This window comes from Nocardia sp. NPDC058519 (assembly GCF_042719755.1).
In the GTDB taxonomy this organism is placed as follows: Bacteria; Actinomycetota; Actinomycetes; order Mycobacteriales; family Mycobacteriaceae; genus Nocardia.
In genome coordinates, this window is record NZ_JBHXNK010000003.1 from 256,867 (window position 1) to 280,544 (window position 23,678).

The following is a 23,678-nucleotide window of genomic DNA, read 5'->3' on the forward strand; positions in this document are numbered from 1 at the left end:
TGACAGAAATTCGACCGTCCGGCATCTTCGCTGGTGAGCTGCCCGCTGCGGTGCAGGTAGTTGCCCGATGACAGAATCAGGGTGTGGCAAATCTGGGTCCCGGGCGTCCCCGGCTGGAACAGCGGCGCAGGCAGGGAACTACGCCGCGCGCGGAGATCCTCGACGCGGCGGCGGAGCTTTTCACCACCAAGGGATATGCCAACACCTCGACGCGGGCGGTGGCCGACGCGGTCGGCATCCGCCAGGCTTCGCTCTATCACCACTTCGCCGCCAAGGACGACATCCTCGACGCGCTGCTGGCCGAAACAGTGGCGGGGCCGGTCGAATTCGCGCAGCGGATGATGATCGAACCGGACGACGCCGTGACCCAGCTGTACGCGCTGGCACTGTTCGATGTGCGCCAATTGCGCACGGCGCGCTGGAATCTGGGGGCGCTGTACCTGCTGCCGGAGTTGCGCACCGAGCGTTTCGTCGCTTTCCGGCGACGTCGTGACGAACTGCGCGGGCACTACGAGCGCCTGGCCGCCGCGTCATCGGCTGCCGCGGGGGAACCCGATGACTCGCGGATCCTGCCGTTCCGGCTGGTGGAGACGGTGATCGCGATCAGGTACGACGAGGATGCCGCGGGCATCGACACCGAGCGCGCGATCCCCGACGGGGTCGTACGGATCGTCGGACATCGCGGCGACATCGGTGCGGTGCGGGCCGCGGCCGACGCGCTACTCGTCCGGCTCGGCGAGATCGGCGGCAGCCCGCCCGCGTGATCAGCGGGCGGTCGGCGGGGCGATCTGCCAGTGCTGGTTGAGCGCGCCCGCGATCTCGGGCAGCACGGTGATCGGGATTCGCTTGGCGCGCAAGATCTCCCGGATCTCGCTCACCTGCTCGCGCTTGCGCATGTCGTAGGCGCCGGTGACGGGCCGGATCACCGGCGGGATCGACAGCAGCACGAGCTCGTCGGCCGACTCGCCGTTGAGGTCGAGCGCCAGTGCCCAGCGCGCGTGCTCGTCGAGGGTGAAGCGGCCCGCGACGACGCGGTCCCACGGCACGGTCGACGAGCGGAACGGGGTCCGCGCGTAGATCGCGTGCTCGTGCAGTTCGATCACATCACGGACGAACAGCGCCACACCTACCGCGAACCCGCCGACCGCACCGACCAGCAACCCGGTGATCACCCGGTTCACCCCGAACATCGCCAGGAACAACCCGACGACGCCCGTGGTGACCAGGACTCCGATCAAGCAATAGAACAGGCTCCGCCTGGTGGACACCACACCGGCACGCACGACCGACATGCGGACCTCCCTCTCCGTGATACGAGGCCAACCATAGCGGCCCCGCTCACGAGCCGAGCGACACCGCTGCTTCGGAGGTCTCGACGAGGAAGGTGAAGGTCTCCTGGAAGTACAGCTGCACGGTCTCGGCATCGTGGCTGAGATAGCCGATCGACAGATCCTGACCGAGTGCCAGCTCGAAGTCGCCGCCGCGGGTGGTGAGCGCGAAACCGCCGGAAATCGCCGGTGCCCAGATGATCTCGCCGTCGATCAGCCGCTCGATGTGGGTCCGGATCGGGTGACCGTGGTCGGAGGTCTCGCTGACCTGGGTGTACAGCTCGGCGCTGAGCACCACCGAGTACGGGCCCTGCACGCCGGCCAGGCGCAGGCCGGTGAGAGCGTGCGAGATGGCATCGGGGATGTCGACGACATTGCTCGGGAGGGCGACGGGGGAGTTCGAGGCGGCATCGCGGATACCGGTGATGCCCGCGGCGGCGTAGCTCTCGAAGATCGCGCGGTCCTCGGCGAAGGCGATTTTCTGCGCGGCGTCCTTGAGGTTGTCGAGGTCGGCGTCGCCCGCTCCGCGCTCGATGTCGTCTAGCTCGTCGCGCTGCAGGGTGAACGGCACCCGCAACTCGATCACCGGCTGGATCACGCGCTGACGGGCCTGCACGCCGTTGTCGGGTGAGGCGATCGAGGTGACCCGGCCGAGGTTGCGGGCCGAGAAGTCGAAACCGTGCGGTCCCGACACGTCGACCACCCGGCGGCCCGCGATATTGCGCTTGAACGTGCGGGTGGCCTCCTCCTCGATCTGCGACCAGGCTTCGCCGGTGATCGGCGCGAGTTCGCGATGCAGGTTGTTCATTCAGTTACTCCTTTTCATCGTGCCGATGGCGAGGGAGCCGTCCGAGCGACCCGCCGCCGCGTTCGCGCGTTCGACAGGGGTGATTTCCGGCAGGGTCGCCGGCTCGATCGCGGCGCCCGCTGTATCGGGTGCATCTGGCAGGTCGTCGAGGAAATCCACGGTGGGAACGAAGAAGAGCGTGCCGGTGACCGCGAAGGAGAAGTCGAGGATCCGGTCGTAGGCGGCCTCTTCGGTGCCGAGGAACATCCGCTCGAGCATGCGCTCGGTGACGCTCGGGGTGGCGGCGTAGGCCACGTAGTAGGTGCCGAACTCGCCGGTGCCGATGGTGCCGAACGGCATGTTGGCGCGCACGATCTGGCGCTCGGTGCCGTCGGGGTCGACGAGGGTGTTCACCGCGACATGTGAGTCGGCGGGTTTCACATCGTCGGGCAGTTCGTAGTCGGCGAGCTTGGTCCGCCCGATCACCCGCTCCTGTTCCTCGATCGACAGCGCGTTCCACTGGTCGAGCGGGTGGGTGTACTTCTGCACGATCACGTAGCTACCGCCGGTGAACCCGGGGTCCTCGGCGCCGATCAGCGCCGCCGAGGCCGCGCCGGGGCCCTCGGGGTTCTCGGTGCCGTCGACGAAGCCGAGCAGGTCGCGCTGTTCGAAATAGCGGAAGCCGACCGTCTCGTCGACGATGGTCGCCGCGCCTGCGAGGCGGGCGCCGATCGCCATGGCGAGTTCGAAGCACGGGCCCTGGGTTTCGCCCTTGATGTGGAAGAACAGGTCGCCCGCGGTGGTCGGTGCGCTGTGGATCGGGCCGTTGTAACCGGGAAACTCGTGCAGCTCAGCCGGTTTCGGGCCGGCGAACAGCCGGTCCCAGGCCGTGGAGCCGATCGCGGTGACGCAGGTCAAACCCTCACCGGGAACCCGGAACCCGACCGAACGGCGCAATCCGGAGATGTCTGCCAAGAGGTCGCGGACCGCGGATTCGCCACCGGAGTCGATGGTGGCGACCAGGAAAATCGCGGACGGCGTGAGTGGATCGAGGATCGGCTGTGGCTCACCCATGGCGTCTACAGTACGGCTCCGCACCGACAGGTCCGATCAACACCTCGAGGTGTCAGCGCAATTCAGGCGAACGACCTGCTACTTCGCGACGGTCAGCAAAAATGTGACGTCGTCGACGGCTTTGACGCTGTGGCGGGCGCGCGGCACGACGATCAGGTCGCCCGCCGAGCCCTTCCACTCGTCGGTACCCGCGATCAGCACCAGCGTTCCCGACAGCACCTGGATGGTGGCATCGCCTGCGTTGTCGTGTTCGGCCAGGCTCTGCCCCTCGGCGAGTGCGACGACGGTCTGGCGCAGCGCGTGGGTGTGGCCGCCGATGAGGGTTTGCGAGCTCCGGCCACTCGTCGAAGTAGCCGCCAGCTTCAACTGCTGGCGGGCCACCGCGGTCAGCGATTTCTTGTCCATGGATCGGGCCTTTCGCAGGCTTCTCGCGGGCAGGTCTTGCGAAGGAGTATGCCCGACGGTGCCCACGCGTTCGGGCGTTTTGCCGTGACCGTTAGCCATTTGCCGCGACCGTCGGCCAGGTGTTCCTCAGCCGCGGGTGTAGTGGCGAATGCGGTAGCGCAGACCGGTTTTCGAGGTCAGCCACGGGGTGTCGTCCGCATGCCATTCCGGGCCGATGACCGGGGCGAACGCGTCGCCCGAGACGGTGGTGTCGACCTCGGTGACCAGCAGGGTCGTCGCCATCGGCAGCGCGGCGCGGTAGATCTCGCCGCCACCCGCCACCCAGGTGTCCGACTCGCCGGTCATGGTCAGCGCGTCGGGCACCGACACGGCGCGTTCGGCACCATCGCCGGACCAATCAGTCTGGCGAGTGACCACGATGTTGCGGCGCCCGGACAGCGGCCGGAAACTAGCCGGGAGCGAATCCCACGTCCGTCTGCCCATGATCACCGGGTGACCCATGGTGGTGTCGCGGAAATTGGCCATATCCTCGGGCACGCGCCACGGAATGGTGTTGTCGACGCCGATCACCCGGTCGTTCGCCTGCGCCCAGATCAGGCCGATCTGCTTCACACCGCCACCGGCGCCTTGATGCCCGGGTGGTGCTGATAGCCCGACAGCTCGATGTCCTCGTAGGTGTAGTCGAACAGGCTCGTCGCCGGGCGCAGGTGCAGCGTCGGGAACGGGTAGGGCTCGCGGGTGAGCTGCTCGCGGACCTGGTCGAGGTGATTGTCGTAGATGTGCACGTCGCCGCCGGTCCAGATGAACTCGCCCGGCTCCAGCTCGGTCTGCTGGGCGACCATCAGGGTGAGCAGGGCGTAGCTGGCGATATTGAACGGCACCCCGAGGAACAGGTCGGCGCTGCGCTGGTACAGCTGGCAGGACAGTTTGCCGTCGGCGACATAGAACTGGAAGAAGGCGTGGCAAGGGGCCAGCGCCATTTTGTCCAGATCGGCGACATTCCAGGCCGAGACGATCATCCGGCGCGAATCGGGGTCTGTTCGCAGGGTGTGCAGCACCTGGGCGATCTGGTCGATGTGGGTGCCGTCGGGGGTCGGCCACGAGCGCCACTGCACGCCGTAGACGGGGCCGAGTTCACCTTTGGCGTCGGCCCATTCGTCCCAGATCGTCACGCCGTGTTCGCGCAGCCAGGTGACATTGGAGTCGCCGCGCAGGAACCACAGCAGTTCGTAGGCGATGGATTTCATGTGGACCCGCTTGGTGGTGATCAGCGGGAAGGACTCGGCCAGGTCGTAGCGCAGTTGGTGACCGAAGATGCTGCGGGTTCCGGTTCCGGTGCGATCGGCCTTGGGCGTGCCTTGCTCCAGAACGTGCCGGAGCAGATCCTCGTACTGCGTATCAGGGGTGGCCACGCCTTGCGATTCTACGGGGGTCGGCTCGGCGGATCGGCACCTGGCAAGCTCTTCGGCTATGCGCAAGCTCTACGTGATCGGCATCGGTGCGGGAGACCCCGACCAGGTGACGATGCAGGCGGTCAAGGCCATGCGAAAGGCCGAGGCCTTCTTCGTGATCGGCAAGGGCTCCGAGAAGCAGGAACTGGTCGACGTGCGCACCACGATCCTGGCCGAGCACGTGGACACGCCGCACCGGATCATCGAGATCACCGATCCGCCGCGCGAGCGCACCCCCGCGGACTACGCCGGTGTCGTCGTGGACTGGCACGAACGGCGCTCCGAACTCCTCGAAGCCGCCTTCGACCAGGTGGACGGCATCGGCGCGATCCTCGTGTGGGGCGATCCGGCGCTCTACGACAGCACCCTGCGAATGGTCGAGCACGTGCTGGCGCGGGGTCGCGCCGACTTCGACTACGAGGTGATCCCCGGCGTCACCAGCATCGCCGCGCTGGCCGCCCGGCACCGGATGGTGCTGCACCGGATCGGCGAACCCGTCCACGTCACGACCGGGCGCAGACTGCGCGAAGAAGGGCTCGGTCCGGGGTCGACGGTGGTGATGCTCGACGGTGAATGCTCGTTCACCGAGGTCCGCGGCGACGATATCCATATTTGGTGGGGTGCCTATCTCGGCATGCCCGACGAAACCCTGATCGAAGGAAAATTGCGCGAGGTAGAGCGCGACATCGTGACCCGCCGCGCGGAACTACGCGCGGAAAAGGGCTGGATCATGGACGTTTATCTACTCCGCGCGGGCTGATGGATCCCGCGCCGACAGGCGATAGATCGCTAAACTGGCGATCGTGCCCGAACTGCCGGAAATAGAGGCGTTGGCGCAGTTCCTTCGGGATCATGCGGTCGGCGCTGTGGTCGGCCGCGTCGACGTGGCGGCCTTGAGCGCGGTGAAGACCTTCGATCCGCCGGTTACCGCGTTGTCCGGCCGGGATGTCACCGGTGCGGGGCGGTGGGGGAAATTCCTCGGAATGGATTGTGGCGGACTGTGGTTGATCACCCATCTGTCGCGCGGTGGGTGGTTGCGCTGGGTGGATGAGCCGAATCCGTTGCCGCCGAAGCCGGGTGGAAAGAGCCCGCTGGCATTGCGCGTGCATTTCTTCACCCCCGAGGGCGCGACCCCCTCGATCGACCTGACCGAGGCGGGCACCAAGAAACGGCTGGCGGTCTATGTCGTCGAGGATCCGGAGCTGGTGCCGGGCATCGCGCGGCTCGGACCGGACGCGCTCGGCGTGACCGAGGACGAATTCGCCGCGCTGCTGAAAAGCACCTCGCAGCGGATCAAGACCGCGATCGTGGACCAGACCCTGCTCGCCGGAATCGGCAACGCCTACTCCGACGAGATCCTGCACACCGCGAAGATCTCCCCGTTCGCGAACACCAAATCGATGTCGGCGGAGAAGGTTTCGCAGTTGTACATCGCGATGCGCACGGTGCTGCTCGACGCGGTCGATCGTTCGGTCGGCCAGGACGCGGCCAGGTTGAAGGGCGAAAAGCGTTCGGGCATGCGGGTGCACGCCAGAACCGGGCAGCCGTGCCCGGTATGTGGGGACGCCGTGCGCGAGGTGTCCTACGCGGAGCGGTCGTTCCAGTACTGCGCCACCTGCCAGACCGGCGGCAAGGTGCTCGCCGACCGGCGGATGTCGCGGCTGCTCAAATAGTCTTCTCGCGCCAGGCTTCCAGCAGCCGGAGCCAGAATTCGCTGACGGTGGGGAAGGCGGGCACCGCGTTCCACAGCGCGTCCAGCGGCACCTGCCCGACCACCGCGATAGTGGCCGCATGGAGCTGTTCACCCATGTCGGGGCCGACGAAGGTGGCACCGAGAATGCGGTCGGCGGCGGTGTCGATCACCAGCTTCGCACGGCCGTGGAAGTCGTCGCGCGAGAGCGCGGAACCCGCGACGGCGATATCGAGCTCGACCGTGTCCACCGCGTATCCGGCGGTGCGCGCCTCGTGTTCGGTGAGGCCGACGGCCGCGAGTTCCGGTGCGGTGTAGACGACTTGGGGTACCTGCTGGTGGTCGGCGCTCGCGGTGAACCGCATGCCGTCGAGCGGTTTGCCCTCGGCGCGGGCGGCGATCACGTCACCGCACACCCTGGCCTGGTACTTGCCCATATGTGTCAGTGCCACCCGGTGATTCACGTCGCCGACGGCGTAGAGCCAGTCGCCGGGCACCTCGCGCGCGGTCAGCTGGTCGTCGACCTCGATGTAACCCGGGGCCAGTCCCACGGTGTCGAGGCCGAGACTCGAGGTGGCGGGGGCACGGCCGGTGGCGACGACGAGTTCGTCGACCTCGAGTTCGCCGTCGTCGAGCACCAGGGTGACCGGACCGCCGTGGAGGTGGCCGACACCGGTGTCTTCGGGATCGCGGCGCGAGACCAGCAGGGGTTCGGTATGGAACCGCACCGTGACTCTTCCGGTGTCGCGCAAGCCCCGCAGGACCAGCTCCGAAGCGAACGGCTCGCTGCGTGGAAGCACGCGGTCGCCCCGGACCAGCAGGGTCACCTCCTCGGCGCCGAGTTCGGCCAGCCAGGTCGCGGTCTCGCAGGCGACGACACCGCCACCGATGATGGCGACCCGGCGCGGGACGACGGTCAGGTTGGTGGCGTCACGGGAGGTCCACGGCAGGGCCTCGCGCACGCCCGGAATGTCGGGGATGGTGGCGGTGGTGCCGGTCGCCAGTACCACCGCGTGCCGGGCGCGCAGGACCTTGACGCCGTCCTCGGTATCGACCTCGACGAGTCGTTCGCCGATCAGGCGACCCGCGCCGCGCACGGGATCGATGGCCGCCGATTTCGCCCATTCGACCTGGGAACTGTCGTCGTGGTTGTGCACGAAGGTGTCGCGGCGGGCGAGGATGTCGGCCACCTGCGGGCCGCTCGCGCTCACCCCCGGCATGGACTCGCCGAGGCCGAGCACGGCGCCGGGACGCAGCAGTGCCTTGCTGGGGATACACGCCCAGTAGCTGCACTCGCCGCCGAACAGTTCCCGCTCGACGAGGGCGGCGGTGCGGTCGCTGCCCGCGATGGCGTAGGCGGCGGCGTTCTCACCCGCCGGGCCCGCGCCGATGACGATGACGTCGTACTCGACCTCGGTCACTGCAGATAGCCCTCGACCTCACGGGGGGAGCGCACCCCGGTGTCATCGGGAGATTCACCGGAGCCGGTGCGAGCGCGCCGCTGCCGCAACAGATCCCATGCCTGATCGAGCATCACTTCCAGCTCGGCCAGCTGCTTGCGTTCGGCTACCGGGTCGATCTCGCCCGCGGTGGCCTTGGCTCGCAGGGCGTGCTCGTCGTCGACCAGCTCTTTGATCCGCGCCAGAATGTCCTGATCGGTCATTTGCTCACCTCGTCGATAGTCGCCAGGGGTAATGCCGGGTCCTGGTCCATGCTACGACCGCGACGGGTCGGCTACTCGCGAGCTGCGTCAGCCAGGCAGTCGGCGGCGATGGGCATGGCTCGGGCGAGGTCGGCGCTGTTCAGGGCGGTGTAGCCGATGGCGACGCCGAAGTGGTGTGGTTCGGCGAGGTGGTGGCGGGCCAGGCCGTCGAGGAGGACACCGCGTGCGCGGGCGGTGTCGACGGCGTGGCGTTCGGCGGTGGGGCCGGGCAGTTCGACGACTACGTGCGAGCCCGCGTCGTCACCGATGACGGGCAGGCCGCGGCGGGCGAGTTCGTCCACGACCAGAGCGCGTCGGGGCGGCACGACCCGGCGCAGCCGGCGCAGGTGCCGGGACAGGTCGCCGTGGCGGGCGAATTCGCTGAGGATCCGTTGCCCGGCGGGGCTCGGGGAACTGCCGATCTCGGCGCGATGGGCGAGCACGGCGTCGGTGATATCGGGGCGGGCGACGAGCCAGCCGACGCCGAGGGTGGTGGCGATGATCTTGCTGGTGGTGCCGAGATGAACGACGACGTCGGGTGCCATCGCAGCCAGCAGCGGCAGCGGAGCTGTATCGTAACGCAATTCGCCGTCGTAGTCGTCTTCGATGATGAAAGTCGCGGTTCTTCTGGCGAATTCGATGAGCTCGACCCGGCGGGACGCGGGCATCATCGCGCCGAGCGGAAACTGGTGTGCCGGTGTGCAATACACCGCGCGGACACCCGGCGGAATCCGGTCGACACACAAACCGCCGCCGTCGACGGGCACCGGGAGAACCTCGATGCCCGCGGCTCGGAACGCGCCGACGGCTCGCAGGTAGCCGGGATCCTCGATGGCGACGGTATCGCCGGGACGGAGCAGCGCGGTGGCGAGCTCACCCACCGCCGCGCTGGTACCGGCGGTGGCCATGACCACCGATCCGGCCCCGGCGGCCAGTCCGCGATGGCGCAGCAGGTGATCGGCGACCGCCGCCCGGAAGTCCGGCTCGCCCGCACGGTTCTTGCGGGCCTCTGGTGCCTGGTCGCCTGCCGCGCGCCAGGCACGGCGCCACGCGGCGGAGTCGACCGCTTCGGCGCACGGCGCGCCGGGGCCGAGATCGAGCAGGCCCGCGTCGGGATCGGTGCCGTGGCCCGCGCCGGTGCTCGGCGGTGCGGTGGCCGGGGCGGTGCTCAGGTAGGTGCCGGAGCCGTGGCGGCCGGTCAGCCAGCCTTCCGCGTGCAGCTGGTCGTAGGCGCCTGCCACCACGGCCCGGCTCACCCCGAGTCGCTGTGCGAGGGCGCGCGAGGACGGCAACCGGTCGCCGACGCGCAGCACCCGGTCGGTCGCGGCGGCGCGCAGGGCATCGGCCACCTGCACCGGCAGTGGTTCGGGGGCGGTCCGGTCGAGTGGAATCGGAAGGTCGTCGAGCATCGTCCACCTCGAATTGGCCTGTTGAACTTCGGTTGAATTGGACCTACACACGGTCCACTTCTTCGGCGAAGCTCATCTTATGAGCACGCACGACGTCAACCACAACCCCCTGTCGCCGACCCCACGCACCACGCTGACCCGCGCCAAGGAACGCGGCGCCACCGACCGCGCCGCACTCGACGCGGTGCTCGACGCGGGTCTGGTCTGCCACCTCGGCGTGCTGCTCGGCGGGTCGCCGGTCGTGCTGCCCACCATCTACGGGCGCGTCGGCGACACCCTCTACCTGCACGGATCCACCGGAGCAGGCAATCTGCGCGCCGCGATCGACACCGATATCTCCCTCACCGTGACCCACGTGGACGGGCTGGTGTACGCCCGCTCGGCCATGCACTTCTCGATGAACTACCGCTGCGCGGTGATTCGGGGCAGGGCGGTGCTGGTCACCGACGAAGCCGAGCGCGACAACGCCCTTCGGGTGATCGTCGAGCACGCCGCGCCCGGTGCCTGGGATCGGGTGCGGCCGCCCAACCGCAAGGAGATGGCGGCGACGATGGTGCTCGCGCTCGACCTCACCGAGGCATCGGTGAAGGTGCGTTCGGGCGGACCGAACGATGACGAGGGCGACATCGCGACCGGCGGGGTATGGGCCGGTGTGCTGCCGCTGCGACAGGTCTGGGGCGAGCCGATCCCGGCAGGCAATCTGGAGCCGGGCATCGAAGTGCCCGCCGATGTCGCGGGACGGGTGACACCGATCGAAGTGCCGGTCCCCTAATGCCCGGCCGCGCTGAGCGCCATCAGGTCCTTGGCCGAGACCTCGGGTAGGTAGGCCTTCGTCAGGGCGACGCCGATGCGGGGCAGGTCAGTCTCGTCGCGATAGCACAGGTACACCGGCTCGTGGCGCGGCTGGAACTTGGCTTTGAACGAATGCAATGACCGGAAGCCGTAATACGGTTCGATCGCGGCGCCGAGCCCTTCGAGCAGACGATCGATCGGTTCGGCGCCGTCGGTGCTCGCACTGCGCGCCAGCGGTGCCCCCGAGAGCGAAACGATCTCGGCGCCTTCCTCTTTGAACTCGCGGCAGGCCGAGGCGATGAGAAATTCCACGACGGGACGGAAGCCGTCGGGGCGCCTGCGCATCACGTCCAGCGTCCAGCCGCGGATCTCGTCGCCGGGGCCGTAGACGGGCAGCCAGGAGGTGACGCCGTGCACACTGCCCTCGGCATCGATCGCCAGCCCGACCCGCACGGCCGGATCGAGGGCTTCCTCCACCCCGCCGAGCGTGAATCCCATTTCCGGCAGACCCTTCTCGCCCACCCACTCCTCGGAGATCGCGCGCACCTGCTCGATCACCGCGAACGGCTGGTCGGCCAGCTCGGCGAGGTGGAACTCGATGCCCTCCTTGTTCGCCCGGTTGATCGCGGACCGGATGTCCTGCCAGGCTTTGCCTTTGAACTCGAGCTTCGGCAGGTCGACGATGGTGTCCTCGGCGATCTGCACACTGCGCCACCCGAGTTCGCCCGCGCTGTCCGCGACGGCCCGGGTGGTGGAGAACAGGCACGGGACCAGGCCGTCGGTCTCGCAGCGGTCGGTGAAGGTGGCGATGGTGTCGGGCAGAAGTTCCTCGGGACCGATCGGGTCGGTGAGCGCGATGACGATACCCGCGTGGCGCTGGTAGGCGATACACCGTTCGCCGTCGGCGGCGAACCAGTATTTGTTCTCCGGCCAGGTGATCATCCACGACATGGTGCTGCCGCCGTAGCGGGCGAGCAAGGCGCGCACCGCGTCGCCGGGTTCGGTGCCGGTGAGCGCACCACCGGAGATCTTGCGCCGGACCGGCACCCGGAACGCGCCGCGGCCGCCGTAGAGCAGTGCCACCTCGCCCGCCCACAGCAAGGCGGTGCCGACGGTCAGCGCGCCGGTGGTCTCGTAGTCGGTGCCCATGGCCACGCCGAGCAGCACCAGCGTGAGCACCACGTGCAGCAGGCCGTAGACGAGGGTGCCCCACCACGCCCAGCGCCTGCCCTTGCGCAGCTGATCGGCGACCACCGCGATCACCACCACCGTGAGGATCGTGCTCCAGAGTGAGCCGCGTTCGTTCTCGGTGGGGCCGAGCAGGCTGTCGGCGGGGAAGAAATACACCGCCACCGAGGCCGTGGCGATCACCATCAGTCCGGCGAAGGACAGCATGCGCACCTCACGTCGAGTGCGTGGCCAGAAGCCGTGTTCGGTTCGGCTGAAGAGCTTTTCGCCCGCGGGCAGCCACACGGCGACCGCGATGAGATGCATGAGATCGGCGAAGGTCGATTCGAACAGGAAGGTGATCGACACGTGTGCCATCACCACGGCGCGCACCCGCAGGCGCCATGGCGAACGCAGGGACGCCGAGACCGCGGCCAACGCCGAGATGGCCGCGGTGGTGAACCCGACATCGCGCACCTCGGAAAGCCGGTCGGCCCAACCGAGATGGGTGTGCGCGAGCAGCCCGACCGTCACCGACGCGCCGAGGACACCGATCAGCTGACCCGACAGACAGACCAGGGCAGTACGCACGGTGCCGAGACGCCACTCCGTCCAGCCGACCGCGCCCGCGAAAACGACCACCATGCAGAAGTATTGGAAGGGAGTGAGCCCGAAGAACCAGCCGGACAGCGGCGTCCAAAACTTGCCCTCGGTCAGCGGGGGCCAGCCGTAGGCGATATCGGGAAACCAGGAACGCTCGTCGAGCCTGCGCCAGAGGCCACCGGTGGCGAGGCCGGCAATCGCGACCACGACGAGGAAGCCGAGGGTGAACGGCACCCGGCGGATCACGGTGTGCGCCAAGGCGACGCCGCGCGAAGGAGCCGGTTCGGTGGCAGCCGCGTTGTCGTTCATAGAACCACCCTTTGCTGCGAGTGCGCCGCACCGGCGCGGTGAGGTCTTCTGTGTACCGTATGTCATCGCGGCCGTACCGGGACCGCGATGCGCGCGCCAGGGCGGTCGAGGTGGCATCTGTGGAGGTCAGCGATGACGCGAATCACCGATCTTTCGTTGCTTTCCGGGTGGCTTCCGGTGGCGTTGACGGCGGTGGGCGCGGTGGGTGCGGTGTGGTTGCTGTTACCTCGCGTACGGCGATACGTCACCACGATCATGCCGATCGTGGTGCTGGCTGCCGTGGTGGCGACCGTGGCGCTGTACCTGTTCGTCGAGGAGTTGTGGCGGCCGTTTCCCGATCCGATCGCGGTGTCGGTGTACGTGCTGATCGGGATCGCGGTGGCCGCGGTGTTTTTGGTGGTGCCGCGGATTCTGGTGCGCCCGAGCGTGTTGACCGGGATGGTCACCGTGCTCGCGGCCGGTGTCGTGCTGGTCGCGGTGGGTGTGCGGATCAACCTGGAGTACGCGTCGTACCCGACGGTGGGCGCGGCGCTCGGGGTCGAAGAGGTCGATCGGGTCGAGGCCGGTGAGCTGACCGGGAGCGAGCAGGTGATCAGCGCGCGTCCACTCGAGCCCGCATGGCACGCGCCCGGCGGATTACCCGACGACGGGCGCGTGCTGACCGCGACGGTGCCACCGACCGCGTCCGGATTCGCCGCTCGCGATGCCCAGATCTATTTGCCACCCGCCTATTTCGCGAATCCGCGGCCGCTGCTGCCGGTGCTGGTGCTGCTCGCCGGTGAGCCGGGCGCACCGCAGGACTGGTTCGTCGGCGGGCAGTTGGCCGAGACCATGGATTCCTTCGCCCGCGCGCACAACGGGCTCGCGCCGGTGGTTGTGGTGGCCGACGGGACCGGCTCCCAGCTGGCGAACCCGCTGTGCCTTGACTCCGAGCTCGGCAAGGTCGCCACCTACTTGGCCGTCGACGTGCCTGCCTGGACACGGGCGAATCTGCAGATCGATCCGGATCCGCGCTCCTGGGCGGTGGGTGGGCTCTCGTACGGCGGCACCTGCGCACTTCAACTGGCCACCAATTATCCCGAGGTCTATCCCACCTTCCTCGACATGTCCGGTCAGGACGAGCCCACCCTGGGCGACCGGCAGCGCACCGTGGACGCCGCGTTCGGCGGGGATCTCCAGGCGCTGCTGCGGGTCAATCCGCTGGATCTGCTGCGGTCGCGGACGTATCCGGATTCCGCGGGCGCGTTCGTCGTCGGCGCCGACGACCAGATGTACCGCCCGCAGGTGGAGCGGATGTATCAGGCGGCGAAAGACGCGGGAATGGACGTGCGGTTGCGGATTCTGCCGGGCGGACACAACTTCGCGCTGTGGGCGCACGGGCTACGCGATCAGCTGCCGTGGCTGGCCACCCGGCTCGGTCTGACACCCTGATCGGTGACGGATTCCGCGGGTGTCCGCGGAGTACAGTTCGACGCATGCCCGAGGCGAAAACCCCAGGTACGGACGTCGGTGGTGCGGCGGGATCGCTCACCGAGGCGCAGGTTCTCGACGCGGCGCTCGCCATCCTCGACGAGGGCGGCGCGGGGGCCTTGTCCATCGGGGCGGTGGCGCAGCGGCTCGAGGCGGACGCCGATGCGGTGCGTGCCCGCGTCGGCAGCTCGGCAGACCTCGAACGCGCCGTGATCGAACGGGTGCTGTCGTCGGTCGCGCTCGGGCCGCTCACCGACGACGGCGTGGAGTGGACCGCGGCGGTGATCCAGTTCGCGCTCGGTGTGCGCGCTCAGCTGTTCGACCACCCCGCGATCACGGCGTTGATCATGTCGGGGCCCATGAACAGTCCGTCGGCGGACGACCCGGTGGCGCGCGATATCACCGAGTCGCTGTTCGTCTGCCTCGCCCGCGGTGGACTGCAGGCGCCGATCCGTGCGCACGGGGTCTACGCGGTGTTCGTGCACATACTCGGTTCGATCGCCCTCGACGTGGCCGAAACCGATGGAAAGTCGCCGCTGCCTGGGGAATCCGCGCGGATCGCGGCCCGCCGCACGGCCTTGCACGACCTGGATCCGGTCCAGTGGCCACGCACCGCCGCGCACCTGGAGGAGATGGCCGCCTGGACCTCCATCGATCAGTTCGTCTGGGGGTTGCGCGTGCTGCTCATCGGGATGACGGCGACCTGACGCGGAAACAAACCCCTGCCCAGTAGCACGGCGAAGGCCAGCAGCCACACGCTCCACAACAGGTAGCCGAGGAAGTTGGCGACGGCGGCGGGCTCGATGCCGAATGGGATGACGACGCCGGTGGCGATGGCGGCGGCGCTGGTGTAGCCGAGTACGGCGAACCAGCGCGGGGTGCGCAGTGCGGCGATGACCAGGGCTGTCCAGATCGCGGTGAGGGTGTAGCCGGCGGTTTCGCCGAGGAGGGTGCCCAGCAGGGTGTGGTGTCGTTCGAAGGTGTCCGGGTCGGTCAGGGACGGGACGAGCAGGGGCCAGCGCAGTAGGCCGATCGCCTGCACGACGGCGGCGGCGACGCCTGCCCGCACCGCCCAGCGCATCGTTGGTGAGTCGTCGAGGCGGCCGATCAGGATCGACAGCGGGATGAAAGCGCAGGCAGCGGCCGCGAGGAGGCTGAACAGCGTGACGATCGCGGGCTGCTCGGCCCGGAATCGGGTGAGGATTTCGGTGGCGGGCAGTTGCAGGACGTCCGGGTAGTCGAACACGATCCCCAGGCCGACGAATGCGAGGTTCATCAGAATCGGGGCGCCGATCAGCAGCGCGATGGTGGGGTACGGATTGTTCCGCATGAGAATCTTGTTCCGCATGAGAATCCATTCTGGCTGTACGGAGTACAGGTAACTGTACGGGGTACAGTCCACCGCATGTCGAAGGCGAAGTCAACAGGTGTCGGCGCGTCGCGGCCGGCTCGGCGCTCGTTCACCGAGGAGCAGGTGGTCGACATCGCGCTGCAGCTGCTCGACGAGGGGGGCAGCGGGGCGCTGTCGATCCGGGCGGTCGCGGGCAAGCTCGGGGTGAACCCGAACGCGGTGTACACCTACGTGGCGAGCCGGGCCGATCTGGAGCGCGCCGTGATCGAACGCGTGCTCTCGGCGGTGCCACTCGCACCGCTGCGCGATCTCGGCGTGGAGTGGACCGGCGCGGTGATCCAGTTCGCGCTCGGCCTGCGCGCGGAGTTGCTCGCGCATCCCGCGGTCGCGATATTGATGATGTCGGGGCCGATGGACGGGCCCGCGGCCGGCGATGTCGGCGAGGCGTTGTTCGGGTGCCTGGCCCGGGGCGGGTTGTCCGAGGCGCGGCAGGCACACGGTGTGTACGCGGTGATCGTGCAGGTGCTGGGTGGGATCGCGCTCAATGTGGCCGAGACCGACGGAAAGCCGCCGCTCGCACCGGAATCCGAGCGGACCGCGCTACGCAGAGAGGGGCTCGCGCTGCTCGATGCCGATCGCTGGCCGCGCACTGCCGCACAGGTGGACGCGATGGCGGCATGGAATTCGCAGGATCAGTTCGTGTGGGGCTTGCGTGCGTTGCTCACTGGGATAGCTGCCGACTGACTACCAAGGGTGCGGGTGTAATCCGGTTGTCGCGCAGGCTTTGTCGATGGCATCGGGCAGGAATTCGTTGTCGGCGGCGAGACCGACCAGGGCGAGTGTGTAGGTGTCGTCGAGCTGGGAGAGGTAGCCCGCGAGTCGGGTGCGGGGGAAGGCAGTGATGTCGGGGTGGATGGCGCGGGCGGCGACCCGGGTGCAGTTGTGCGGTCCGACTTTTCGCACGGCGTCGGGTAGGGGGCCGATATTGGAGCACAGGATGTCTCGTTCACCCGCGCCCTTGGTGAGGGCGTAGGCCCAGCGGTCGGGGAGTACCTGGAGGATCTCCTCGGGAAGTCCTGCGGGGCTCGACATTCGGCGCTGATAGGCGGCTTTGGCCTGATCGCGAATTGTCGCGGGAGTGTCGGTGCGCTGGATCGCGATCTCTGTCATCGCGAGGTCGTTGTCGACCCGGGGTTCGTCGCGGGTATCCACCGGAAGGCTTGCCACGATCGTCGGGTTCGGGAAGCCGTTCTGCCACAGGATGTTTGCCATCAAGTGGATGAACAGGCTGTTCGGAGTTCCGCCGAGGGTGGTCGCGGTGGCGTCCCAGTGGGCGGTATCAAAGGTGAGTAGGAGCGGCCGCAGGTACCGGTCGGTGGTGTCGGCTTTGCGTGCGGTACGAACAGGGGAAGCATCCGGTGCCGGGCGTGCCAGGGAGAGCTTGTGGTGCAGCGCGCGTGCGGTGCCGCCGAAGATGGTGGCCCATTGGGAGGCCGCGTCTGCCCATTCCGAAGTAGTTGTGCGACTACGCAGTTCGCCGTTACGTCCGAGTCCCGAGCTTTCCTGCCCAGGCGAGGCATCGGGGGCGGTGGATTCGAGCGATCGAAGGGCGGCGGTGACGGCGTGGATCAAGCCACGGGCGTCTGCCAGTGCGTGCGAACAGGTCAGGGCGACAACAGTTCCGCCGTCATGGACACGGGCGGCGGACAGGCGCCAGCCGGGGGCGAATTCCGGGTCGAGATCGGCACCGAGAGTGTCGGCCCACGGCAGGATTTCGCTCTCGGGAAGTGGGCCGACGGTGATGTCCAGGGGGTGGGCTCTGGTGTTGGGGCGCCAGCTGCGGCGGGCGCCTGGGACTCGGGGGTCGACCACTCTGCGTCCGAGGTGACCGAGGCGAAGGCGATCATGAATCGCTTGTAGGAGAGCCGGTTGCATCGCATCGGTGGTGCGCCACAGCCCCTGCAGGGCGATGGGGGTGCCCATGCCGCGATGGGTGCGCAGGAAGATCTCGTCGACGACGGTGAGGCGGTCCATCAGCGGTGGTCGGTGCTACCGTGCCTGCCCGCGCCCGCGGCGAAGCGGGCGGCGCCGTCGAGCGCGCCGCCGGACAGGGCGGTCATGCCGTGCCGGAATTCGACGCGCAGCGCCTCTTCCTCGGGGTGGCCGTACTGGTCGTACAGGGCGGCGCGGTCGGTGCGCAGACATGTTTGGGGAAGTGCGGCGAGCTGGGCGGCCAGATCCTCGGCGACGCGGCGGGCATCGCCGGCGGGGACGACCCGGGTGACCAGGCCCATCTGCAGCGCTTCGGGCGCGCTCACCGGGCGGCCGGTGAGGATCATGTCGAGTGCGCGACCCTCGCCGACGATGCGCGGCAGGCGCACGGTGCCGCCGTCGATCAGCGGGACGCCCCAGCGGCGGCAGAAGACACCGAAAGTGGCGTCCTGCTCGGCAATTCGCAGGTCACACCACAGGGCCAATTCGAGCCCGCCCGCCACGGCGTACCCGGAGACCGCCGCGATCACCGGCTTGGACAGGCGCAGCCGGGTCGGGCCCATCGGACCGTCACCGTCTTCGGTGGCGTGATTGCTGTTCTCGGTGCCGAGGGCTTTGAGGTCGGCACCGGAGCAGAACGTGCCGTGTTCGCCCCACAGCACGGCCACCGAGGAGGTGGGGTCGGCGTCGAAGGCGCGGAAGGCCTCCACCAGCGCCTGGGCGGTCGGGCCGTCCACCGCGTTGCGGGCCTGCGGGCGATTCAGGATCACCGTCGTGACCGGGCCTGCGTGCTCGACGCGCACTGAAGCGGGCTGCCCGGTTGTTTGTTCCATTCCTCGACCATACGGACCCGGTGCCCTTGTGTGAAGAGGTGAATTAATGGTTCACTTCTTCACATGGTGTACCGCAGGACCCCGGCCGTGCAGGCCCGGCTCGACGCGCAACGGGCGCTGATCGTGCAGGGTGCCACCGGCGTGCTCTCGCGTGACGGGTTCGCCGGGCTGTCGATGGCCGCGGTCGCCGCCGAGGCGGGCATCGCGACCGGCACCGTGTACAAGCAGTTCGAGAACAAGGCCGAACTGGTCGCGGCGGTGTTCGAGACGGTGGTCGCCCGCGAGGTCGACGCGGTACGCGCCGCGGTGGCCGACGGTGACGTGGTCGGGCGGGTCACCGCCGCGGTGGAGACCTTCGCGGGCCGTGCGCTGAAGAACCCGAAACTGGCCTACGTGCTGCTGGCCGAGCCCGTCGACGCCGCCGTCGACACGCAACGGCTGGAATTCCGGCGCGCGTTCGCCGCGTCGTTCGAGACCGCCATCGCACACGGTGTCGCCGAAGGCCACTTGCCCGCGCAGGACTCGAGCCTGACCGCCGCGGCCCTTGTCGGCGCGATCGGCGAGGTGCTCGTCGGCCCGTTGGCCGCCGCTCCGCACGCCGAGACCGTCATCCCCGAATTGGTTGCATTCGCCGTGCGCGCACTCGGTGCGCGCCCGGAAACGCTGTAGTCGAAGGAGTTGCCACGACATGCCGACCCACGAAGTGTTCAACCAGGCGCCACCGCTGATCCCCTTCGATGCCGCGCGCAACCCCGCGCTGCTGGAAGGCCTGCACCGCGAAGGAGCGGGCTGGGCCGAAGCCGAGGTGCGCGAACTCGGTGCGCTGGCAGGCGGTTTCGAAGCCCAGGAGTGGGGCAGGCTCGCCAACGAGTACCCGCCCGTGCTGCACACCCACGACCGCTGGGGTAATCGTGTCGACGAGGTGGAATTCCACCCGCACTGGCACGACCTGATGAATGTCGCGGTGGCGCACGGTCTGCACGGTTCGCCGTGGCTGGACGAGCGGCCCGGCGCGCACACCGCTCGCGCCGCCAAGTTCTTCACCTGGGGCGTCGCCGATGCCGGACACATGTGCCCGATCTCGATGACGTACGCGGTGGTGCCCGCGTTGCGCCACAATCCCGAACTGGCGGCGCGCTTCGAGCCGCTGCTCGGCTCGCGCACCTACGATTTCGGCTTGCGCGAACCGTCGACCAAGGCCGGGCTCATCGCGGGCATGTCGATGACGGAGAAGCAGGGCGGCTCCGACGTCCGGGCCAACACCACCACCGCCGCACCGCAACCCGATGGCTCGTACCGCGTCGTCGGGCACAAGTGGTTCACCTCGGCGCCCATGTCGGACATGTTCCTCACCCTCGCGCAGGCCCCCGGTGGCCTGTCATGTTTCCTGCTGCCGCGCGTGCTGCCCGACGGCACCCGCAACCCCATCCGCATCCAGCGGCTGAAAGACAAGCTGGGCAACAAGTCCAACGCGTCCTCGGAGATCGAATACGAGAACGTCACCGGCTGGCTCGTCGGCGCCGAGGGCGCGGGCGTGAAGACGATCATCGAGATGGTCAACATGACCCGCCTCGACTGTGTGATCGGCTCGGCCACCGGCATGCGGCTCGGCGCGGTCAGCGCGATCCATCACGCCCGGCATCGAGAAGCCTTCGGCGCCAAGCTGATCGACCAGCCCGCCATGCGCAATGTGCTCGCCGACCTCGTCATCGAATCGGACGCGGCGACCACGGTGATGATGCGACTGGCCGGTGCCACCGATCGCGCGGGCAGCGACCCGGCCGAAGCGGCGCTGCGCCGGATCGCCCTCGCCATCACCAAATACTGGGTCTGCAAGCGTGCTCCCGCACACGCCGCCGAAGCGCTGGAATGCCTGGGCGGCAACGGATATGCCGAGGAATCGGGCATGCCGCGGCTGTACCGTGAGGCGCCGCTCATGTCGATCTGGGAGGGATCGGGCAATGTGGCGGCGCTGGATGCGTTGCGCGCCATGGGACGTCAGCCCGAGACGGTCGAGGCGTACTTCGCCGAGGTCGGTCTGGCCCGCGGTGCCGATTCGCGCCTCGACGACGCGATCGACCGCGTCGGCAAGGAACTCACCGACCTGTCCGACTTCGAATACCGCGCCCGCCGCGTCGTCGAACTGATGGCGCTGGTCCTGCAAGGCGCCCAGCTGGTGCGCCACGGTCACCCCGCTGTCGCGGACGCCTTCTGCGCGACGCGCCTCGGTGGCGACTGGGGCATCGCCTTCGGCACCCTGCCCGCGGGCGTGGACACCGGCGCGATCCTCGAGCGCGGATTCGTCGACGTGCGCTGAGCCCGATGTACTCCTCGACGAGCTCACCCGATACCCGGTGAGCTCGTCGGTAGGGTATGGCGGTGACCTGGGCGAGCGGGGTGCTGTCGGTGGGCGAGCTGGCCCGAGGGATACCGGTGCGCCGTGCGCGGTTCCTGCTCGGGATCGCCGGTCCGCCAGGTGCCGGAAAATCGACACTGGCGCAGCGTCTTCGCACCGAGCTGAGCACGTCCGGGCGGCCCGCGGTCGTCGCACCGATGGACGGCTACCACCTACGCAATCACGTGCTCCGGGCGCGGAACGCGCTGGCACGCAAAGGCGAACCGGACACCTTCGACGCGGCCGGGTTCGTCGCTGATCTGCGGTTGCTCCGGGAAACCCCGGTCGGCGCCCCGGTGCCGTGGCCCCTGTTCGATCGGGCCATCGACGAGCCGACCGACGCCGGTGTGGTCGTGTGCGACGAACGCGTGGTCATCGTCGAAGGGAATTACCTGCTGCTGACCGATGCCGAGGCGCCCGGCTGGGCTGAGGTGCGCGGGCTACTCGACGCGTGCTGGTACCTGGACGCGCCGCGATCGATCCTCACCGAGCGACTGCTCGACCGGCACACCGCCGGCGGGCGGACACCGGCTCAGGCGAGTGCGAAGGTAACGGGCAGCGACCTGCGCAACGCCGACCTCATCGCCGCGAGCCGGAACCGCGCGGACCACGTGTTGACCGCCGAGGGGCACAGCTACCGCGTGACCTGATTCGTCCGCACGGGGTATTCACGACCCAGACCTGCCCGGCGCGTGTGGCACGGAAATCGGCGCCTCCGGGGCAATCATGGAGTGATGACGCGAGGTCGGCGGTTCCCCAAGCATGCGGTGCGCAACGGTGCGGCGGCGTTGTTCGCGGTGCTGCTGTACTACAGCGTGCCGGTGGGGTGGATGTTCGAGCTCGCCGCGTGGCCGGGGCGGCTGGCGGGGGTGTTCATCTTCTTCGCGGGCGTTGCAGGACTCGGCTGGCTGGTCTGGCGGCGGATCGAGAACTACCTGCGGGATCCGACCGCCCCGGGCGGGCAGGTCGACGGGTTGCTGCTGCTCGTATGCATCGTCGGCGTGGTGTTCGCGCTGTTCTATTACCGCTTGCAGCAACTTCATCCGGAGCAATTCGTCGGGCTCGAAACCCGCACCGACGCGCTGTACTACACGCTGGTCACTCTCGGCACCGTCGGCTTCGGCGATGTGCACGCTGTCGGCCAGGTCGCGCGCATCGCGACGATGGTGCAGATCCTGTTCGACCTGGTGGTGCTCGGCACCCTGCTCACGATCGTCACCACCAGTGTGACCGGCCGGATCCAGGCCGCGACCAGGGCCGCGAAGGAGGTCAGCGGCGGTGCGCCCGATACCAATCGATGAGCTCGTCGGTCGACGAATCACCCACTGACACCGGCTTTTCCGGCCCGCTCAGCAACGGCATCAGAGCCAGCGCCTGCTGTTTGCCCAGCTCGACACCCCACTGATCGAAACTGTCGACACCCCAGATGATGCCCTCGACGAACACCTGGTGCTCGTAGAGCGCGATCAGCTGACCCAGCGCCGACGGCGTGAGTTCCGCCGCCAGGATCGTGGTGCTCGGCCGATTGCCCGGCATCACCTTGTGCGGCACCAGTTCCGGGTCGGTTCCCTCGGCGCGGATCTCCTGCGCGGTCTTGCCGAATGCCAGCACCTTGGACTGCGCGAACAGGTTGCTCATCAGGATGTCGTGCATGCTGCCGGTGCCGTCGAGGGTCGGCAGGTCGTCGGTGGACCTGGCGAAGCCGATGAAGTCGGCGGGGACGAGGCGGGTGCCCTGATGCAGGAGCTGGTAGAAGGCGTGCTGCCCGTTGGTACCCGGCTCGCCCCAGAAGATCTCGCCGGTCGACGAGGTCACCGGGGTGCCGTCGGCGCGCACCGACTTGCCGTTGGACTCCATCGTCAATTGCTGCAGATAGGCGGGGAATCGGGCCATATCGTTCGAATAAGGCAGTACCGCACGGGATTCCGCGCCGAAGAAATTCGAGTACCAGATGCCGAGCATCGCCAGCAGCACCGGCGCGTTCTCTTCCAGCGGCGCGGTCGCGAAATGCTTGTCCATGGCGTGCATTCCGCTGAGAAACTCCGCGAACCGTTCTTTGCCGATGGTCACCATCACCGAAAGACCGATCGCCGAATCCACCGAGTAGCGGCCGCCGACCCAATCCCAGAAACCGAACATATTCGCGGTGTCGATGCCGAAGTCGGCCACCCGCTCCGCGTTCGTCGACACCGCGACGAAATGCTTGGCGACCGCGTCCTCGCCCAGCGCGTCGACCAGCCAGCGGCGCGCGGCGGTCGCGTTGGTAAGGGTTTCCAGCGTCGAGAACGTCTTGGACGCGACGATGAACAGCGTGGTCGCCGGGTCGAGTCCGGTGAGCTTGGCGACCAGATCGGCGGGATCGGCATTCGAGACGAACCGGGCGTCTATGCCCGCGTCGACATAGTGGCGCAGTGCGCGATACACCATGTCGGGGCCCAGATCCGAGCCGCCGATGCCGATATTGACGATGGTCTCGATGTGTTCGCCGGTCGCGCCGCGCCACTTACCCGAGCGCACGGAATCGGCGAACTCGCCCATCCGGCGCAGGACGTCGTGCACCTCGGCGTCGGCGTCGGTGCCGTCGATACAGAGCTGGTCGCCGACCGGCAGGCGCAGCGCGATATGGCCGACCGCGCGGTCCTCGGAAGTGTTGATGTGCTGACCCGAATACATCGCGTCACGGCGTTGCGGCACACCCGCGGTGTGCGCGAGATCGGCGAGCAGGCGCAGGGTTTCGCGGGTCACGCGATGTTTGCTGTAATCGATGTGCAGGTCGGCCACCTGCAGCGTCAGCTCGCGGCCGCGTGCCGGGTCATCGGCGAACAGCTGTCGTAGATGCATCGGTGCAACAGTGCCGTGATTGCTGCGCAGTGCCTGCCAGGCCGAAGACTCGGTGATGTCGCTGCTCACGACCCGAGGG

At 68.4% G+C, this 23,678-nt stretch carries 25 protein-coding genes; 11 read left to right on the top strand and 14 right to left on the bottom strand.

The features are described 5' to 3' along the window. The first annotated feature begins 83 nt into the window (after positions 1 to 83). Positions 84 to 764: a TetR/AcrR family transcriptional regulator gene (locus tag ACFWPK_RS05505; protein ID WP_378913348.1), complete on the top strand. Its 681-nt coding sequence runs from the start codon at positions 84 to 86 to the stop codon at positions 762 to 764. Here the strand turns inward: ACFWPK_RS05505 and ACFWPK_RS05510 are convergent, their stop codons facing one another. From ACFWPK_RS05510 to ACFWPK_RS05535, 6 genes are all read right to left on the bottom strand, one after another. Beyond that, positions 765 to 1,292 carry a hypothetical protein gene (locus ACFWPK_RS05510; RefSeq protein ID WP_378913349.1) on the bottom strand — a complete coding sequence of 176 codons (528 nt, stop codon included), beginning with the start codon at positions 1,290 to 1,292 and terminating at the stop codon, positions 765 to 767. A gap of 46 nt (positions 1,293 to 1,338) precedes the next feature. After that, positions 1,339 to 2,136 (bottom strand): family 1 encapsulin nanocompartment shell protein, encoded by a 798-nt coding sequence (locus ACFWPK_RS05515; RefSeq protein WP_378913350.1) that lies wholly within the window; start codon positions 2,134 to 2,136, stop codon positions 1,339 to 1,341. Further along, positions 2,137 to 3,189, bottom strand: coding sequence for a Dyp-type peroxidase (locus ACFWPK_RS05520; protein ID WP_378913351.1), 1,053 nt, complete (start codon positions 3,187 to 3,189; stop codon positions 2,137 to 2,139). Positions 3,190 to 3,267: 78 nt separating this feature from the next. Further along, positions 3,268 to 3,594 (bottom strand): cupin domain-containing protein, encoded by a 327-nt coding sequence (locus ACFWPK_RS05525; RefSeq protein ID WP_101465662.1) that lies wholly within the window; start codon positions 3,592 to 3,594, stop codon positions 3,268 to 3,270. Positions 3,595 to 3,720: 126 nt separating this feature from the next. Beyond that, the gene (locus tag ACFWPK_RS05530) at positions 3,721 to 4,206 is read right to left on the bottom strand and encodes a dihydrofolate reductase (protein WP_378913352.1); all 486 of its coding nucleotides are present in this window, start codon (positions 4,204 to 4,206) and stop codon (positions 3,721 to 3,723) included. Further along, positions 4,203 to 5,006, bottom strand: coding sequence for a thymidylate synthase (locus ACFWPK_RS05535; protein WP_378913353.1), 804 nt, complete (start codon positions 5,004 to 5,006; stop codon positions 4,203 to 4,205). The genes ACFWPK_RS05530 and ACFWPK_RS05535 overlap by 4 nt, the downstream gene beginning before the upstream one ends. Before the next feature lie 58 nt (positions 5,007 to 5,064). On the opposite strand from ACFWPK_RS05535, the gene cobF reads away from it, so the two are divergent. Beyond that, entirely contained in the window at positions 5,065 to 5,805 is a 741-nt protein-coding gene (gene cobF / locus ACFWPK_RS05540; RefSeq protein ID WP_378913355.1) for a precorrin-6A synthase (deacetylating), read from the top strand. Positions 5,806 to 5,848: 43 nt separating this feature from the next. Next, on the top strand, positions 5,849 to 6,718 hold the full coding sequence (locus ACFWPK_RS05545; protein WP_378913356.1) for an Fpg/Nei family DNA glycosylase: 870 nt from the start codon (positions 5,849 to 5,851) through the stop codon (positions 6,716 to 6,718). Here the strand turns inward: ACFWPK_RS05545 and ACFWPK_RS05550 are convergent. From ACFWPK_RS05550 to ACFWPK_RS05560, 3 genes are all read right to left on the bottom strand, one after another. Further along, entirely contained in the window at positions 6,711 to 8,156 is a 1,446-nt protein-coding gene (locus ACFWPK_RS05550) for a dihydrolipoyl dehydrogenase family protein (RefSeq protein ID WP_378913357.1), read from the bottom strand. The two genes, ACFWPK_RS05545 and ACFWPK_RS05550, sit on opposite strands and share 8 nt — an antisense overlap. Then, positions 8,153 to 8,398, bottom strand: coding sequence for a DUF2630 family protein (locus ACFWPK_RS05555; protein ID WP_378913358.1), 246 nt, complete (start codon positions 8,396 to 8,398; stop codon positions 8,153 to 8,155). Before ACFWPK_RS05555 ends, ACFWPK_RS05550 begins: the two co-directional genes overlap by 4 nt. Positions 8,399 to 8,469: 71 nt before the next feature. Then, complete coding sequence (locus ACFWPK_RS05560) at positions 8,470 to 9,846, bottom strand: PLP-dependent aminotransferase family protein (protein ID WP_378913359.1); 1,377 nt, start codon at positions 9,844 to 9,846, stop codon at positions 8,470 to 8,472. Positions 9,847 to 9,925: 79 nt separating this feature from the next. Here ACFWPK_RS05560 and ACFWPK_RS05565 point away from each other — a divergent pair, with 79 nt between their 5' ends. Further along, on the top strand, positions 9,926 to 10,618 hold the full coding sequence (locus ACFWPK_RS05565; protein ID WP_378913361.1) for a pyridoxamine 5'-phosphate oxidase family protein: 693 nt from the start codon (positions 9,926 to 9,928) through the stop codon (positions 10,616 to 10,618). Here the strand turns inward: ACFWPK_RS05565 and ACFWPK_RS05570 are convergent. Continuing rightward, complete coding sequence (locus ACFWPK_RS05570; protein ID WP_378913362.1) at positions 10,615 to 12,717, bottom strand: bifunctional lysylphosphatidylglycerol flippase/synthetase MprF; 2,103 nt, start codon at positions 12,715 to 12,717, stop codon at positions 10,615 to 10,617. The two genes, ACFWPK_RS05565 and ACFWPK_RS05570, sit on opposite strands and share 4 nt — an antisense overlap. Before the next feature lie 132 nt (positions 12,718 to 12,849). Between ACFWPK_RS05570 and ACFWPK_RS05575 the strand changes: the two genes are divergently transcribed. Both ACFWPK_RS05575 and ACFWPK_RS05580 read left to right on the top strand, forming a co-directional pair. Further along, entirely contained in the window at positions 12,850 to 14,148 is a 1,299-nt protein-coding gene (locus ACFWPK_RS05575) for an alpha/beta hydrolase (protein WP_378913363.1), read from the top strand. Positions 14,149 to 14,192: 44 nt separating this feature from the next. Beyond that, positions 14,193 to 14,894 carry a TetR/AcrR family transcriptional regulator gene (locus tag ACFWPK_RS05580; RefSeq protein WP_378913364.1) on the top strand — a complete coding sequence of 234 codons (702 nt, stop codon included), beginning with the start codon at positions 14,193 to 14,195 and terminating at the stop codon, positions 14,892 to 14,894. Here the strand turns inward: ACFWPK_RS05580 and ACFWPK_RS05585 are convergent. Next, positions 14,843 to 15,535 carry a DUF4386 family protein gene (locus ACFWPK_RS05585; protein ID WP_378913365.1) on the bottom strand — a complete coding sequence of 231 codons (693 nt, stop codon included), beginning with the start codon at positions 15,533 to 15,535 and terminating at the stop codon, positions 14,843 to 14,845. The two genes, ACFWPK_RS05580 and ACFWPK_RS05585, sit on opposite strands and share 52 nt — an antisense overlap. Before the next feature lie 57 nt (positions 15,536 to 15,592). Between ACFWPK_RS05585 and ACFWPK_RS05590 the strand changes: the two genes are divergently transcribed. Further along, positions 15,593 to 16,282, top strand: coding sequence for a TetR/AcrR family transcriptional regulator (locus tag ACFWPK_RS05590; protein ID WP_378913366.1), 690 nt, complete (start codon positions 15,593 to 15,595; stop codon positions 16,280 to 16,282). Here ACFWPK_RS05590 and ACFWPK_RS05595 read toward each other — a convergent pair whose 3' ends face one another. Together ACFWPK_RS05595 and ACFWPK_RS05600 are read right to left on the bottom strand one after the other, a co-directional pair. Then, complete coding sequence (locus tag ACFWPK_RS05595) at positions 16,283 to 17,572, bottom strand: hypothetical protein (protein ID WP_378913367.1); 1,290 nt, start codon at positions 17,570 to 17,572, stop codon at positions 16,283 to 16,285. It lies immediately after the preceding gene. Continuing rightward, entirely contained in the window at positions 17,572 to 18,363 is a 792-nt protein-coding gene (locus ACFWPK_RS05600; RefSeq protein WP_378913368.1) for a crotonase/enoyl-CoA hydratase family protein, read from the bottom strand. Before ACFWPK_RS05600 ends, ACFWPK_RS05595 begins: the two co-directional genes overlap by 1 nt. Positions 18,364 to 18,426: 63 nt before the next feature. Here ACFWPK_RS05600 and ACFWPK_RS05605 point away from each other — a divergent pair, with 63 nt between their 5' ends. The 4 genes from ACFWPK_RS05605 to ACFWPK_RS05620 all read left to right on the top strand — a co-directional run bounded on the left by ACFWPK_RS05605 (position 18,427) and on the right by ACFWPK_RS05620 (position 22,059). After that, complete coding sequence (locus ACFWPK_RS05605) at positions 18,427 to 19,032, top strand: TetR/AcrR family transcriptional regulator (RefSeq protein WP_378913369.1); 606 nt, start codon at positions 18,427 to 18,429, stop codon at positions 19,030 to 19,032. Between the two features lie 19 nt (positions 19,033 to 19,051). Beyond that, positions 19,052 to 20,680, top strand: a complete 1,629-nt coding sequence (locus ACFWPK_RS05610) for an acyl-CoA dehydrogenase family protein (RefSeq protein WP_378913370.1) — start codon at positions 19,052 to 19,054, stop codon at positions 20,678 to 20,680. A 56-nt stretch (positions 20,681 to 20,736) separates the two neighbouring features. Further along, complete coding sequence (locus tag ACFWPK_RS05615) at positions 20,737 to 21,408, top strand: nucleoside/nucleotide kinase family protein (protein ID WP_378913371.1); 672 nt, start codon at positions 20,737 to 20,739, stop codon at positions 21,406 to 21,408. Positions 21,409 to 21,492: 84 nt separating this feature from the next. Next, on the top strand, positions 21,493 to 22,059 hold the full coding sequence (locus tag ACFWPK_RS05620; RefSeq protein WP_378913372.1) for a potassium channel family protein: 567 nt from the start codon (positions 21,493 to 21,495) through the stop codon (positions 22,057 to 22,059). Here the strand turns inward: ACFWPK_RS05620 and pgi are convergent. Further along, positions 22,028 to 23,668 (bottom strand): glucose-6-phosphate isomerase, encoded by a 1,641-nt coding sequence (gene pgi / locus ACFWPK_RS05625; protein WP_378913373.1) that lies wholly within the window; start codon positions 23,666 to 23,668, stop codon positions 22,028 to 22,030. The two genes, ACFWPK_RS05620 and pgi, sit on opposite strands and share 32 nt — an antisense overlap. Positions 23,669 to 23,678 lie beyond the last annotated feature (10 nt).